At 45.1% G+C, this 14,055-nt stretch carries 13 protein-coding genes and 2 pseudogenes; 8 read left to right on the plus strand and 7 right to left on the minus strand.

Going from position 1 to position 14,055, the window contains the following annotated elements:
* Positions 1-171: 171 nt before the first annotated feature.
* The 6 genes from rsmA to dnaA form a co-directional block, all read right to left on the minus strand.
* The gene (gene rsmA / locus NCY57_RS07715) at positions 172-1,047 is read right to left on the minus strand and encodes a 16S rRNA (adenine(1518)-N(6)/adenine(1519)-N(6))-dimethyltransferase RsmA (protein ID WP_015526558.1); all 876 of its coding nucleotides are present in this window, start codon (positions 1,045-1,047) and stop codon (positions 172-174) included.
* 27 nt (positions 1,048-1,074) lie between these two features.
* The gene (locus NCY57_RS07720) at positions 1,075-3,969 is read right to left on the minus strand and encodes a tetratricopeptide repeat protein (RefSeq protein ID WP_250789593.1); all 2,895 of its coding nucleotides are present in this window, start codon (positions 3,967-3,969) and stop codon (positions 1,075-1,077) included.
* Between the two features lie 55 nt (positions 3,970-4,024).
* Positions 4,025-5,116 carry a DNA replication/repair protein RecF gene (gene recF, locus NCY57_RS07725; RefSeq protein WP_250789594.1) on the minus strand — a complete coding sequence of 364 codons (1,092 nt, stop codon included), beginning with the start codon at positions 5,114-5,116 and terminating at the stop codon, positions 4,025-4,027.
* Between the two features lie 4 nt (positions 5,117-5,120).
* A complete protein-coding gene (locus tag NCY57_RS07730; protein WP_021650164.1) occupies positions 5,121-5,327 on the minus strand; it encodes an RNA-binding S4 domain-containing protein in 207 nt (68 codons plus the stop codon).
* Between the two features lie 211 nt (positions 5,328-5,538).
* Positions 5,539-6,654, minus strand: coding sequence for a DNA polymerase III subunit beta (dnaN, locus tag NCY57_RS07735; protein WP_015526556.1), 1,116 nt, complete (start codon positions 6,652-6,654; stop codon positions 5,539-5,541).
* A gap of 277 nt (positions 6,655-6,931) precedes the next feature.
* Complete coding sequence (gene dnaA, locus NCY57_RS07740; RefSeq protein ID WP_015526555.1) at positions 6,932-8,299, minus strand: chromosomal replication initiator protein DnaA; 1,368 nt, start codon at positions 8,297-8,299, stop codon at positions 6,932-6,934.
* Positions 8,300-8,420: 121 nt separating this feature from the next.
* On the opposite strand from dnaA, the gene NCY57_RS07745 reads away from it, so the two are divergent.
* From NCY57_RS07745 to jag, 6 genes are all read left to right on the plus strand, one after another.
* Positions 8,421-8,666 (plus strand): hypothetical protein, encoded by a 246-nt coding sequence (locus NCY57_RS07745; RefSeq protein ID WP_199874123.1) that lies wholly within the window; start codon positions 8,421-8,423, stop codon positions 8,664-8,666.
* A 205-nt stretch (positions 8,667-8,871) separates the two neighbouring features.
* Complete coding sequence (gene rpmH, locus NCY57_RS07750; RefSeq protein WP_005423866.1) at positions 8,872-9,006, plus strand: 50S ribosomal protein L34; 135 nt, start codon at positions 8,872-8,874, stop codon at positions 9,004-9,006.
* 82 nt (positions 9,007-9,088) lie between these two features.
* Positions 9,089-9,451, plus strand: a complete 363-nt coding sequence (gene rnpA, locus NCY57_RS07755; protein WP_059086518.1) for a ribonuclease P protein component — start codon at positions 9,089-9,091, stop codon at positions 9,449-9,451.
* On the plus strand, positions 9,429-9,641 hold the full coding sequence (gene yidD, locus NCY57_RS07760; protein WP_092072376.1) for a membrane protein insertion efficiency factor YidD: 213 nt from the start codon (positions 9,429-9,431) through the stop codon (positions 9,639-9,641). Before rnpA ends, yidD begins: the two co-directional genes overlap by 23 nt.
* 140 nt (positions 9,642-9,781) lie before the next feature.
* Positions 9,782-11,098: a membrane protein insertase YidC gene (gene yidC / locus NCY57_RS07765; protein WP_330638983.1), complete on the plus strand. Its 1,317-nt coding sequence runs from the start codon at positions 9,782-9,784 to the stop codon at positions 11,096-11,098.
* Positions 11,099-11,119: 21 nt separating this feature from the next.
* Positions 11,120-12,127 carry an RNA-binding cell elongation regulator Jag/EloR gene (gene jag / locus NCY57_RS07770; RefSeq protein ID WP_173723526.1) on the plus strand — a complete coding sequence of 336 codons (1,008 nt, stop codon included), beginning with the start codon at positions 11,120-11,122 and terminating at the stop codon, positions 12,125-12,127.
* Between the two features lie 119 nt (positions 12,128-12,246).
* Here jag and NCY57_RS17025 read toward each other — a convergent pair.
* A pseudogene (locus NCY57_RS17025) lies at positions 12,247-12,438 on the minus strand (DUF6783 domain-containing protein).
* On the opposite strand from NCY57_RS17025, the pseudogene NCY57_RS17030 reads away from it, so the two are divergent.
* Together NCY57_RS17030 and mnmE are read left to right on the plus strand one after the other, a co-directional pair.
* Positions 12,376-12,513 (plus strand): annotated as a pseudogene (locus NCY57_RS17030) (DUF6783 domain-containing protein); the annotation flags it as partial. The pseudogenes NCY57_RS17025 and NCY57_RS17030 overlap by 63 nt on opposite strands.
* A 117-nt stretch (positions 12,514-12,630) precedes the next feature.
* Positions 12,631-14,007, plus strand: a complete 1,377-nt coding sequence (gene mnmE, locus NCY57_RS07775; RefSeq protein ID WP_022427294.1) for a tRNA uridine-5-carboxymethylaminomethyl(34) synthesis GTPase MnmE — start codon at positions 12,631-12,633, stop codon at positions 14,005-14,007.
* Positions 14,008-14,055 lie beyond the last annotated feature (48 nt).

A 14,055-nucleotide genomic window follows, 5' to 3' on the forward strand; every position in this document is an offset into this window, starting at 1 on the left:
AAATAAAAAATGTAAATTTTTCATTACTTACTTATGTCTGACACCTCAGACATAACCTCCTTTCTATAACAAATATATAGGTCCGGACAGGAAACCTCTCCAACATTCCCGTCCGGAAACGCAAAAAGAACCCGGAACAGCTGCCCGGGCTCTTTTTGCGTTTATCATATATTAATTTTTCTCATCATAAATACAGTTGGCAAGCATCGCAAACTGCTCCAGTGTCAGCGCCTCACCCCTGATATTCAGCGGAAGATCACACCTGTTGAACACATCCTCGATCTCCTCCTTACTCAGGGAAAAATCTCCGGAATTTCTGATCCCGTTCACAAGCGTCTTTCTCCTCTGGTTAAAAGATGCACGGATCAGACGGAACATAAGCCCCTCATCCTTCACATCCACCGGCGGCTTCTCATAACGCGTCAGCTTGATCACCGCACTTCCAACCTTCGGCCGCGGCATAAAACAGTTCGGCGGTACATTCGCAACGATCTCCGGCTTCGCATAATACTGCACAGCCAGGGAAAGCGCACCGTAATCCTTGGTACCGGGACCAACCTGCATACGGTCTGCAACCTCCTTCTGCACCATGACAGTGATCGAATCCACAGGAACATTCTTCTCAAAAAGCCCCATGATGATCGGAGTCGTAATATAATACGGCAGATTCGCAACCACCTTCACAGGCTTGCCGCCGTTTTTCTCATCTGCGATCTTTTTGATATCCGTTTTCAGGATATCGTTATTGATCACGGAAACATTATCCCAGTCCTTCAACGTATCCTTAAGGATCGGGATCAACGAACTGTCGATCTCCACAGCAGCCACCTCTCTGGCAGCCTCCGCAAGATACTGGGTCATAGTTCCGATACCCGGACCGATCTCCAGTATAAAATCATCCTTCGTGATACCCGAAGACTCAATGATCTTTTCCAGAACATGCTCGTCGATCAGAAAATTCTGACCAAACCTTTTCTGGAAAACAAAATGATACTTTTGAAGGACTTCAATGGTATATTTCGGGTTACCAAGATAAGGTCTGGCCATATTTTTTACCTCTGCTTTTTCTTATTTTCAGCTGAAATCCTTTTCAAAAAGTACCGTGTAGCCATCACGGTCCACACGCTTCTTGGAACGCTTGAACAATCCGCTCTGAGCTCTCTCCATAGCCTTATCCAGCATGGTCTTCACAGTACCAATGCACATCGGCTGATCCTCCTTCTGGTTGATCCCGATCAGATTATACAGAGCAAGCATGCCCATCTGGTCGATACGGAATCCATTCTCCATGGTATAGACCTTAGCGAAATTAACAAGTTCATCGTTTGTAAATACAGGAATGTTGATCATGGATGTAAACTTCTTCGCAAGCTTCGGATATCTTGCGATCAGCTTACGCATACCGATCTTTTCATCCTCCAGGACCACGATCATTCCCTTTGTGTTTCCGGTCATAGCTTCCTCAAGCTCATCTGCTGTTTCCTGGGAAAGCTGGTTTGCATCCTCGATAACAAGGAAACCGCCGGCAAGCTTGGATACGATCTCCGGAATATCCTTTCCGTTGAGATCATCCGCAAATATATAGGCAACCTTGGAAGCCTCGATATTCAGCTCTTTACAGATTGCCGGGATCAGACTTGAGATCAGTCTCGTCTTACCTGTTTCTCTGCCGCCCATAACGATCACATTTCCGGTCTGGGAGGTCTTGTCTGCTGCGCCCATCTGCACATCGCAGAGTACATCAAGCAGCTGTTCCTTCATTCCGGGAACTGTAACAAAATAGGTGAAAAGCTGTTTCTCTTCATCTGTGAGCTCTTTCTTTCTGGAAACGATCTTTGTAGGATCCTTTTCCGGATGGATCGTAGCGATAAATTTCTCAAGCTGCTTTTCCTCGCTGAGCTCCTCTTCCTCATCGTCCTCTTCCATGGCTTCATCAGAATCATCACCGATGAGACTGCTGATAAAGTCATCCTCATCCTCTTCCTGGAATTCAAAGGCGTCATCACTGTATTCTTCTTCCTCATCAAGAAGATTTTCCTCTTCCGCTGAAGCCAGCGGTTCCTCATGATGAAGCTTCGCTGAAGGCTCTGCTGCCGCCTTCTGCACCTGCTCCTCAGATTCCAGTGAAGGAATCTCCGGAAGCACATCCTCTTCTTCCACCGGCTTCTGTACTCCTGACGGACCATTCAGAAACTCTGCTTCTGCAGCCTGAAGATCCTCCTCAGTAACCGGCTCCTCATCTTCATCAAATACGATATCCGGAAGTCTGGTATCGGAAGTCTCCGTTACCTCTTCCTCCTGCTGAGCGGAGATCTGCGCCATGATATCCTCGATATCTGCCGCATCCGGCTCCTCCGGAACAAATTCATCAGCCGCAATATCCAGATCCTCAATACCTGCCGGCTCTTCCGTTACGTCGGACTGCTGGACATCCGGAGATTTCTCTTCCTCCGGGATATCGATTCCCTGCTGTGTAGCTGCTGCCAGAATAGTATCCTCCAGGTTGAAGTCCTTATCTTTATCCTTCCCGGACCTGTCACCTACAGATGCCGCAATATCCTCGATACTTCCGAAAATTCCGGACGCGTCCGGGATCTCTGCGGAACTGCTTGCATTCTCCGGGTCCACATTGATCATGGACTTCGGGATCTTCAGCTCCGGCATACGGATCGTTGCGGAAAAATCAGGCTTGCCTTCCTCATTGAGCGGAACCCCTGCAGGCTTCTCCTCACTTTCCTCATTTCCGGCAGACTTCTCCTTCATGATCTCTGCAACACTCTGGGACAAAGACATCTCTGTAGCTTTCTCAGCCTCAGCTTCTTCCGCTTCCTGATAAGTCTCTTCTTCCTCTTTATCCTGCTGTTCCTGAGCCTGCAGCTTCATACTTCCGGATGACAGGTTCTCAACACCGGATGCCAGCGGGATCTCATCCGCTTCCTGTCCGGAAAACTCTTCCTGCTCTTCAGAAGGCTCATCCGAAGCTTCCTCACTTCCTTCTGCTGCTTCGATCTCCTCAGAATCTGTAAACTCCTCTGACGGTTCTGCTGCCGCAGCAGTCTCAGCCTCCGGCGCTTCCGCCTGTTCCGTCACATCCTCAGAGCCTGTGGAAACCTCATCCTGCTCTTCATCCTGCGCAGCTTCTTTTTCCTCCATATCCTCTTCCGCAGATTTCTTATGTCCGCCAAAGATATCACGGAATCCCTTGGAAAGCTTCTCCTGGAATGTCTCCGCACTGTTCAGATCCCGCTCATCATCTACCTGGATAGTATCTGTGACCGGTTTTGCCTCCTCATACTCGCCGGATGCTTCCTTGCTCTCCCTGATCTCCTGCGCCTTTTCCGGCGGGATCAGCTTCGGGATAAAACGCTGTTCGTATTTCTCTTTCTCTTCGCCAGTGAGAACACCCATCCGCTGTTTCAGGTCAAGGGCCTTCATCACATAAGTTCCGTCATTGAACCAAAGGATCATCTCATTGCAGAGATCCAGGCACTTCTGCTTGTCTCCTGCCTTGTAATAGAGCTTGGCCAGCTCATAGGACCAGCGCTCCGTAAATTCCTTCTCCTTATATTCCTCAAGAATACGGATCTGTTCATTCAGAGATGCATTCTTCGCTCTGGCGATCTTATATTTCAGTATATACTGGCTGTTATCATTACCTGCCACTTCTCTGTATTCATCAAAGAATTCTGTGGCTTCACTGATCTGTCCCATTTTCAGGGAAACCTCGATCAGACGGTAAAGTATGTTCTTGCCGATCGGCGCTCTGTGGTAGGCAAGAAGAAAAATTTCCTTGCTCTCTTCATAGCGCTTGTTGGCCGCGTAGATCTCGCCCACTACACAAAGGGTACGGACGTTTTTCACACGACGCCAGTCAATGCTGTCAACAATCTGCATGGCGCCTTTGTAATCCTGGGTCTCGACCAGCTTATTGATCTGCCCCAGCTTAACGCGAAACTCCTCTTTATCCAAAATATTCACCAACTTTCCATAATCAGAATCAGTTTACCATATGCATACGGGCTTGTCAAAACCCTTTAGGCATATAAACATGCCCCTTTACCACCTGAAAAACCCTGTTGATCTTGAACTGATGGCTGACAAAATCATCCAGTCCTGTACAGGTGATCAGAGTCTGTATATCGTGGATGCTTTCCAGCAGATATGTCTGCCTGCTGCTATCCAGCTCCGAAAGAACATCATCCAGCAGAAGAACCGGTGTATCCCGGATCTTTTTCTTCACCAGATAGATCTCCGAAAGCTTCAGGGAAAGGGCCGCAGTCCTCTGCTGCCCCTGGGAACCATACCTCCGGATGTCGATCCCGTTGACATTTACGCAGAAATCATCTCTGTGCGGTCCCACGGAGGTCAGCTTCATCCGAAGATCCCGCTCCCGGTTCCTGGAAAGCTTATCCTCAAACTCCGCCGCCGTCACACTTGGCTCGTACAGGATCTCCAGCTCCTCGATCCCGCCGGTAAGGCCTTTATGAAGCCCCCTTGCAATCTCGTTAAGCTCCTCCACAAAGGCTTCCCGCTTCCCGATGATCTTCTTTCCGTAATCGACCATCTGCATATCCCAGACATCCAGGGTACCTTTCAGCCCGGGGTTCATATAACAGTCTTTGAGAAGACGGTTTCTCTGGTTCACGATGTGATTGTAGCCGGCCAGCTCCGTGATATAAACACCATCCAGCTGACAAAGCTCCGAATCCAGAAAACGTCTTCTCTCTCCGGGTCCATTCTTGATAATATTAAGATCCTCCGGAGAAAAAAACACCAGATTCACCACCCCCAGCAGCTCCCTTGCCTTGCGGATCGGCAGCCCGTTGATGGCAACTCCCTTTGCTTTGTTTTTCCGGAGGTGCATGTCTATTTTGTATGAAAGATCGCCCTTCTTCACCATCATTCGGATATGGGACTCCTCATTCTCAAAGCGGATCATCTCCCGGTCCTTGCTTCCCTTGTGGGATTTGCTGGTACCTGCCAGATAAACCGCCTCCAGGATATTGGTCTTTCCCTGGGCATTGTCGCCGTAGAGAATATTGGTGCCCTGATCAAAATTCATCTCCAGCGACTCATAATTCCTGAAATTATTCAGTCTGATGGATTCAATGTACATTCCTTCACCCGATCACATAAATATCTTTTCCATCGTAGGAAATGGTATCTCCAGGATGGATCTTGCGGCCACGGCGGTTCTCCACCTCACCGTTCACCAGTACCAGACCATCATTGATGGCATATTTCGCCTCAACGCCGTCCTCCACAACACCGGCCAGCTTCAGCGCCTGACCAAGCTTGATAAATTCGTCTTTAATTCTGATCTCCAATTTTTTCTCCTCTTATCTCCGGGGTATTTTCTCCGTCAGATCGGTCTTTTCTGATCTTCTGACGGTATTTAAAATCCCCCAAAATACAAATTTCACCGGAAGGCGGTAATTTAAATACCCCCCTTCCAGCAGTTTACACATGAAACAATTCTCAGAACACGATCGCATTCCCATGCACAATCGGTCAAAAACGTTCACATTACCCCAGGTCTTATCTGGCCTGATTCTGGTTGATGTTTACAGGAAGGATCAGGTAAGTATAGTTCTCCTCATCGTCACGGATAAAGCACGGTGCCTTCGGATTTACAAGATAGATCGTCACGGTTTCATCATCAATAACACGAAGCGCATCGATCAGGAATTTCGGGTTGAAGCCGATCATGATATCCTTACCCTCTTTTTCAATATCGATCTCTTCATTCATGGAACCCATTGCAGAATCAATGCGCAGCTCCATATCATCGTCTGTGATGTTGATGATGATCGGTTTTTTATCAACCTCACGTACCAGAAGTGTGGCACGGTCGATACAATCCAGGAACTCTTTTTTGTTGATCTTCAGTTTTGTCTCATAATCACTGGAAAGCATCTGGTCAATTCTGAAATATTCTCCCTCGATCAGTCTGGAAACTACCATAGTCTGATCAAATTCAAATAAAATATGGTTTTTTGTAAAGTAAATGCTGACCTGATCATCCACTTCTCCGGAAAGGATCTTGCTGACCTCGCTTAAAGTTTTGCCCGGAACTACCACCTTACGGTCAGAATAATCTTTCTTAAGGGACATTTTGCGGATAGAGATACGATGTCCGTCCAGAGAAACTACCTTCAGACAGTTATTTTTGATCTCAAAAAGTTCACCGGTCATAAGCTTATTGTTTTCATTTACAGCAATCGAAAAAATAGTCTGGCGGATCATTTCTTTCAGTGTGTACTGAGAGATCGTCAGTGGTTCATCCTTCTCGATCATCGGTAAATAAGCAAAATCTTCTCCTGATTTTCCAGGGATATTGAATTTTGCTTTTTCACAGGTAATGGTTGCTGCATATTTATCATCGGTCTTAATGGTAACATCATTATCCGGAAGTCGTCTGATAATTTCATAGAAGATTTTTGCATCAAGAGCAACTTTACCTTTTTCTTCAATAGTACCCTCAACGATGGTTTCAATTCCCAGCTCCATATCGTTGGTGGTAAATTTGATCTGGTTTGTGGTTGCATCCATGAGAATACATTCCAGGATTGGCATTGTGGTTTTTGATGGAACTGCTTTGAGTGCGATACTTACACTTTTTAACAGACTTGATTTGGAGCAGATGATTTTCATAGTGTGTATAACTCCCTTTCTGAACAATTTGTGGTTTTTATAAATATATTTATAGAAAAAATCCGCAGTAACCGCCGTAGGGGGCCAGATTTTGTGAAAAACTCCCGCAGGCCTGATGTTTTCAGGGGTTTTCCGTTGGGATAACTTTGTGTAAAAGTGGTAGTTTCGCATGTGAATAACCCGGGGATAAAATTACCGCCGCGTTTTGGCAAAAAAGTTGTACACATCTCTCCACATACAATCAACACGTTATACACCAGTAATGTGGAAAACTTCCCTAACCTTGTGGATTAATCTTCTTTTTCAATATATCAATGGTATTTTTTAAGTTATCGTCGTTCTGCAATTCGTTTTCGATCTTTTCAATACCGTGCATAACGGTGGTATGGTCACGGTTTCCGAGCGCTTTTCCGATATTTTTCAAAGGTGTGGATATGATCTCACGGCAGAGATACATGGAAACCTGGCGGGGCATGACGATCTTGGAGTTTCGTTTGTTTCCGCTTAAGTCCGCAGGTGTGACTCCGTAATGCTCTGCAACAACGGAGATGATGTATTCCGGTGTGATCACTTTTTTCTCATCCGGAGAAATAATATCCTTCAGTGCCTGCTCTGCCAGCTCCAGAGTTACTTCCTTTTTCTCAAGCTTGGCTCCGGCCATGACCTTGTTGAAGGCACCTTCCAGCTCACGGATATTGGATTTGATATTGGTAGCGATATATTTGATAACATCTTCACTGATGTTGTAGCCGTTCATTTCTTCATTTTTATGAAGGATCGCCATTCGGGTTTCGTAATCAGGCAGCGTGATATCTGCGATCAGACCCCACTCGAACCGGGAACGGAAGCGCTCTTCCAGGATTTCCATATCCTTCGGTGGTTTATCAGAGGATATGATGATCTGCTTTTTGGCACTGTGAAGACTGTTAAATGTATGGAAAAATTCCTCCTGTGTGGATTCTTTTCCTATAATAAACTGAATATCATCGACAAGAAGAACGTCGATATTTCTGTATTTTTCACGGAATTTGCTCATTGCCGTGTTATTTCCGTTTCGGATGGTTTCGATCAGCTCGTTGGTAAATTCCTCACTGGTTACATACAAAACACGGCTGTTTTCGTCGTGTTCCAGAATGAAATGAGCGATGGAATGCATAAGATGCGTCTTACCAAGACCGGCTCCGCCATAGATAAACAGTGGATTGTAGGTATCTCCCGGTGATTCGGCAACTGCAAGAGCTGCGGCCTGGGCGAATTTGTTATTACTTCCTACAACGAAGGTGTCGAAGGTGTATTTTGGATTTAAATGCGCCTCTTCGTAACGTGTATCCTGAACCTGTTTATCATAAGAAGTGTTTTTTTCTGTTTTTTTGGGGAGATCTTTTTCCAGAACGAAGCGAACCTCGCATTCTTCCATGCCTGTCAGTACACAGATAGTAACCTGGAGGGGGATTTTGTAGCGTTTACTGATGTAATTGACTCCGATCGCTGCCTGTTCAGAGGGAACAACCACTGTTATCAGCTTTCCGTCAACCTCATAAACTTTCAGCGGCTTGAGCCAGGTATTAAAAGGGACATCAGTCACCTCATATTCAGATTTGACAGTTTGCAGGATCTCCTCCCATTTTTCAATAACAGCGTCCATTTTTTCCTCCCATGAGTATTATAATAACCCCAGTCTGCGACTGGAGATAGATATCCTTTTATATATTACAATGAAAATGGGGTTTTCGCAATGGAAAATCCTTGAGATTTTGGGGAAAAGAATGTGGATAATGTGGGGAAATTACTGTGGATTAGGGTGGATTATTGTGGATAAGAGTCCTGGAGGTTTCCATAAGTCGAGAATTGGTGGAAAATGTGGAAGAATTATGTGTATAAAAAAATCCACCTTAAAAATACCGCAAATAAAGGATTTTTTTGAAAACGATGTGAACAAACCCTCCGAAAAAGTGGATAGATTTCCGGTCAATCCACAAGTTATCCACAAGTTATCCACAAAATGTGGATAATGTTACGTAAACCATAAGCGCTTTCCACATAAGAGAAAAAAATAAATACCGTAAGGTGGGGGTATTTTACAGAACCCTTGATTTTATCGGATTTTTTGCAATTTTTACTTGACGAAAAGGAGGTTTATTTATATAATTGAAACGATGTTCTGAATGATAAGTTATTTCATAACAATTAAAAATAGATAAAGGAGGTGCTTTACCTATGAAGATGACATTTCAGCCAAAAAAGAGATCCAGAGCTAAAGTTCACGGCTTCAGAGCTCGCATGAGCACAAAGGGCGGACGTAAAGTATTAGCTGCAAGAAGATTAAAAGGAAGAAAACAGTTATCAGCATAAGCTGCAAGACCGCATTTATGTGGTCTTTTCTTCTATCCGGAGAAATATCCGCGCAGGCGGAATCTAATTAAGGAGGATTCGTTTGATCAGATCAGAGTCCTTAAAGAAAAATCAAGATTTTAAAGTTGTATATCAGAACGGAACATCGTACGCAAATCGGCTTCTGGTGATGTACGTGCTGAAGAATCAGCACATGAAGAATCGTCTGGGAATATCAGTAAGCAAAAAAGTAGGGAACAGTGTGGTTCGCCACAGACTCACCAGATTGATCAGAGAAAGCTATCGTCTCAACGAAACAGATTTTGACAGTAACCTTGATATTGTAGTAGTAGTGAGAGCCGCAGCCAAGGGCAAGAGCTTTCACGAGATTGAGAGTGCTTTTCTGCATCTTGCAAGAAAGCATCATATAACAGGGAATGAACATGATAAAGAAATTTCTGATTAAGATGATAAGGCTCTATCAAAAATATATATCGCCGATGAAGAGAACGAAATGTCCTTATATTCCCACATGTTCTCAATATGGTTTGGAAGCAATCGAAAAATATGGCGCATTTAAGGGCAGTCTTCTTGCGGTATGGAGGATATTGCGATGCAATCCTTTTTCCCACGGAGGCTATGACCCTGTGCCATGAATTATTTTGTGACTGTTCAGCCTTTTCCCGGGCAGAGCAGTTATCGGAATTTGTAACTGTTCAGTACCTCCGCAGTTAGTGGACGAAAGAATAGTTACCGGACTTTTACAATTGAATAAGAAGTCTAGGAGGAAATGAATTTGGAACTGTTTTTAGCAACAAAAACCGGAACTCCTATTATCGGACAGATCGCGTCTGTGATGGGATGGATCATGGATGGCATATATAAGATGCTTGACGGCCTGTTCGGAATCCAGAACATTGGTCTTTGTATCATTATCTTCAGTATTCTTATCTTTGCCTTTATGACACCGCTGCAGATCAAGCAGCAGAAATTCTCCAAGTTAAGCGCGATCATGCAGCCTGAGATCCAGAAGATCCAGAAGAAATATCAGGGTAAAAAGGATCAGGCTTCCATGATGAAAATGAACGAAGAAACCCAGGCTGTTTATCAGAAATATGGTGTTTCTCCAACCGGTAGCTGTGTACAGTTAGCCATTCAGATGCCTATTCTGTTTGCTCTGTATCAGGTTATCTACCGGATTCCTGCTTACGTTGGAAGTGTAAAGAACATTTTTACTGGTGTAGTTGACAACCTGCTAGCTGTAAACGGATACACAGATATCCTGCAGCAGTTTATCACAGACCATTCCATGACACGAGTGCGTCTCGTTATGGACAATGCCGGAAATGCTACAAGTAACTCGATTGTTGATTTTCTGTATGCACTTTCTCCTTCCCAGTGGAAAGAGCTGGCACAGATGGATCAGTTTTCAGGATTTTCTGATGCGATCACAAAAGCATCCGGCAATATTTCCAAGATGCAGGGCTTCTGTGGCCTGAATATCGCAGACCAGCCGCTGTACTATATCATGGAATTCTTCAAAAATCATGGTTCTCTGTTACTTGCGATCGTAGCACTTCTGATCCCGGTTCTTGCATGGGCAACTCAGATGCTGAACCTGAAGCTTATGCCACAGGCTGCAACACAGCCGGCAGACGGAAATGATCAGGCCAGCGCAATGGCAAACTCCATGAAAACCATGAACATGGTCATGCCTCTGATGTCTGCATTCTTCTGTTTCACATTCCCGGTTGGTCTTGGTATCTACTGGATCGCCAGTGCTGTCGTTCGAAGTGCCCAGCAGTTTGCGATCAATCGTCATCTTGATAAGATGAACATTGATGATCTGGTTAATGAGAATATGAAGAAGATCGAAGCGAAGCGTGCGAAGGAAGGACTTCCGCCGCAGAAGATCACCAATCAGGCTCATCAGTCCGCCAAGAATATCAATAAACCTGTGATCAATAAGGGTAACAGCGGAAACAACGGTGCTTCAGACAGAACACAGAAGGTTGATACTGCTTATGAGAAGGCAAGAAGTGCAAAACCGGGCAGCATCACAGCTAAAGCAAATCTCGTAAGAGACTTTGATGAGAGAAATAAGAAGAAATAATCAGGAACGGAGGGGTTCGTAATGGAGGATTACATTCAGTTTTCAGCAAAAACAAAGAATGAAGCTATCACAAAAGCGTGTCTTGAGCTTGGAACTTCCAGTGACCAGCTTGATATTCAGGTTATCAGTGAAGGCAGCTCCGGATTCTTCGGAATCGGCAGCAAACCTGCCGTGATCAAAGTTCGCAGAATCGAGCCAGTTTCTGATATGCAGGAAATCGATGAACTGGTAGAGTCCGTGAAACTGGACGCTATCAAAGAAGAGAAGAAATTAGAAAAGCCTTTTACTCCGGATGTAAAGAAAGAATCTGCACCGAAAGCAGCTCCTGCAGAGGAGAAGAAGCCGGTGAAGAAAGAAGCTGTACAGGTGGAGAAGGCATCCGAAGAAGCACCTGCAAAGGCAGCAGCGCCAAAGGAAAGACCTGCAAGGGATTTCCAGGGCAAAGCAAAGCCTGCACGTGAGAAACAGCCAAGAGCTCCAAAGGAGCGTCAGCCGAAGGAAACACGTGAGAGAGCACCGAAGCAGGGCAGACCGATAGAGATCCTCAGCGATCCGGAGAAGATCAGAGAGGTTGAGGAGAGAGCAGTCGTATTTCTTCGTGACGTATTCGGCTCCATGGATCTTGGAGAAGTGGAGATCACATCGAAATACAACACTGCAGACGGTTCTCTGGATGTGGATTTTGAAGGTGAGGATATGGGTATCCTCATCGGAAAAAGAGGCCAGACACTGGATTCTCTTCAGTATCTGACAAGCCTTGTGGTAAACAAAGGCGAGTCTACCTACATTCGTGTAAAACTCGATACCGAGGACTACAGACACCGTCGTAAGGAAACTCTGGAGAACCTTGCAAGAGGAATCGCCTTCAAGGTAAAGAAAACCAGAAAACCGGTAGTTCTGGAACCGATGAATCCGTACGAAAGAAGGATCATCCATGCATCTCTGCAGGGCAACCGCTATGTAGAGACAGTCAGTGAGGGAGAAGAACCTTACAGACATGTAGTAGTAAAACTGAAACGCAATAATTGATGATCCACCGGTAAAGCTATAAGCCGTATCCCGGAGCGTAAGCTCCGTGGGTACGGCTTTTTTGTATGGAACTGAAAATTAAAAATTATCATTGCAATCTCCGTAACAATTCTTTATAATCATTGAAGAGCAAATAACAAAAAGATATTTCTGCAGCGGACATCCGGAATGCAGAGATTAGAGCGTATTTGAAAAATCATTCCCGCAATCTGCACGCCCCACTTTGCGGTATATTTTGCCCGAATTCAGTTGCCGTAGCCCGCTACGGCGCCTTCATCCGGACAAAATCTCCCACAAATTGTGACGCACATCTTGCAGAAAGCCTTTTTCAAACACGCTCTAGCATTATAAATATGGAAACTGACAGAAGATGTTATTCTAGGTGAAAGCGTGAATAACACGTGTTTTTTGCGTGTAAAAAGCTTTTCCGGAGTAACATTTTTGCGTTTAACCGGATGCTTTTATCCGAATGCTTTTATCCGTTTGACAAAGGAGAGTGAAAAATGGAAGAGACAACGATTGCTGCGATTTCCACAGCCATGAGCGCATCGGGAATCGGGATCGTCAGGATCAGTGGCCCGGAGGCTTTTGAGATCGCATCCGGAGTATACCGTTCCAAGGGTGGAAAAAAATCTTTGAAAAACGTCCCAAGCCACACCATCCATTATGGATATATTTATGATAACGAAGAAATGGTAGACGAAGTGCTGGTCATGGCCATGCGCGGACCACGGACATACACAGGAGAAGATACCATAGAAATCGACTGCCACGGCGGCGTTTTAGCCATGAAAAAGGTACTGGAAACTGTGCTGAAAAACGGAGCCATTATTGCCGAGCCGGGAGAATTTACCAAGCGTGCATTCCTCAATGGAAGGATCGATCTTTCCCAGGCGGAGGCCGTTATGGACGTGATACAGTCCAAAAATGAGTACTCATTAAAGAATTCTGTAGGACAATTAAAAGGTTCAGTCCGAAAAACTGTACAGCAGATCAGAGAAAAACTACTGTACCATATAGCGTACATTGAATCGGCATTAGACGATCCGGAGCACTATGATCTGACAGGATATTCTGAAGAATTAGAGCAGATCGTAGCAGAAGAAAAAGAAAAAATACAGAACCTGTTAAAAACAGCCGGAGACGGAAAGATCATACAGGAAGGTATCCGGACCGTGATCCTGGGCAAGCCGAACGCAGGGAAATCTTCTCTGCTGAACCTGCTTCTGGGAGAGGACAGAGCCATCGTGACCGATATCGCAGGAACCACCAGAGACGTACTGGAAGAGTATATCAACCTGCATGGGATCACATTAAAGATCGCTGACACAGCCGGAATCCGCCAGACAGAAGACATCGTAGAGAAAATCGGCGTATCCAAAGCCAAGGAAATGGCAGCAGACGCAGACTTGATCCTCTATGTCGTAGATTCCTCCGTACCGTTAGATGAAAACGACGAAGAAATCATAAAAATTTTGCAAGAGAAAAAGACAATTGTCCTCTACAGCAAGACAGACCTTGAATCTGCTATAGATATAGAGGATTTAAAGAGCAGAATAAACCAGCCGGTGATCCCAATCTCCGCAAAAGAAGAAACCGGGATCACAGACCTGGAAGAAAAAATCCGGGAAATGTTCTTCAGCGGGGAGATTGATTTCAATGATGAAGTCTACATCACCAATGAACGCCACAGACAGGAGCTTTTAAAAGCACAGGAAAGTCTTTCTCTGGTAGAAAATAGCATAGAAAGCGGAATGCCGGAGGATTTTTATTCCATAGACCTGACAGATGCATACGAAAGTCTGGGACGGATTCTGGGAGAATCACTTGGGGAAGACCTTGTTAATGAGATATTTTCTAAATTTTGTATGGGGAAATAATAACCGCATGGGCTGCGGAGGCCCCGGCCGAATGGCCGCATGGATTGC

The organism is Blautia sp. MB18-30 (assembly GCF_023669475.1).
In the GTDB taxonomy this organism is placed as follows: Bacteria; Bacillota; Clostridia; order Lachnospirales; family Lachnospiraceae; genus Blautia_A; species Blautia_A fusiformis.

Excerpts from the sequence above, each read along its gene's own strand:
- rpmH (WP_005423866.1), top strand. The coding sequence starts at position 8,872 with ATGAAGATGACATTTCAGCCAAAAAAGAGATCCAGAGCTAAAGTTCAC.
- yidD (WP_092072376.1), top strand. The coding sequence starts at position 9,429 with ATGATAAAGAAATTTCTGATTAAGATGATAAGGCTCTATCAAAAATAT.
- jag (WP_173723526.1), top strand. The coding sequence starts at position 11,120 with ATGGAGGATTACATTCAGTTTTCAGCAAAAACAAAGAATGAAGCTATC.
- rsmA (WP_015526558.1), bottom strand. The coding sequence starts at position 1,047 with ATGGCCAGACCTTATCTTGGTAACCCGAAATATACCATTGAAGTCCTT.
- dnaN (WP_015526556.1), bottom strand. The coding sequence starts at position 6,654 with ATGAAAATCATCTGCTCCAAATCAAGTCTGTTAAAAAGTGTAAGTATC.
- mnmE (WP_022427294.1), top strand. The coding sequence starts at position 12,631 with ATGGAAGAGACAACGATTGCTGCGATTTCCACAGCCATGAGCGCATCG.
- NCY57_RS07745 (WP_199874123.1), top strand. The coding sequence starts at position 8,421 with ATGTGGATAATGTGGGGAAATTACTGTGGATTAGGGTGGATTATTGTG.
- dnaA (WP_015526555.1), bottom strand. The coding sequence starts at position 8,299 with ATGGACGCTGTTATTGAAAAATGGGAGGAGATCCTGCAAACTGTCAAA.
- recF (WP_250789594.1), bottom strand. The coding sequence starts at position 5,116 with ATGTACATTGAATCCATCAGACTGAATAATTTCAGGAATTATGAGTCG.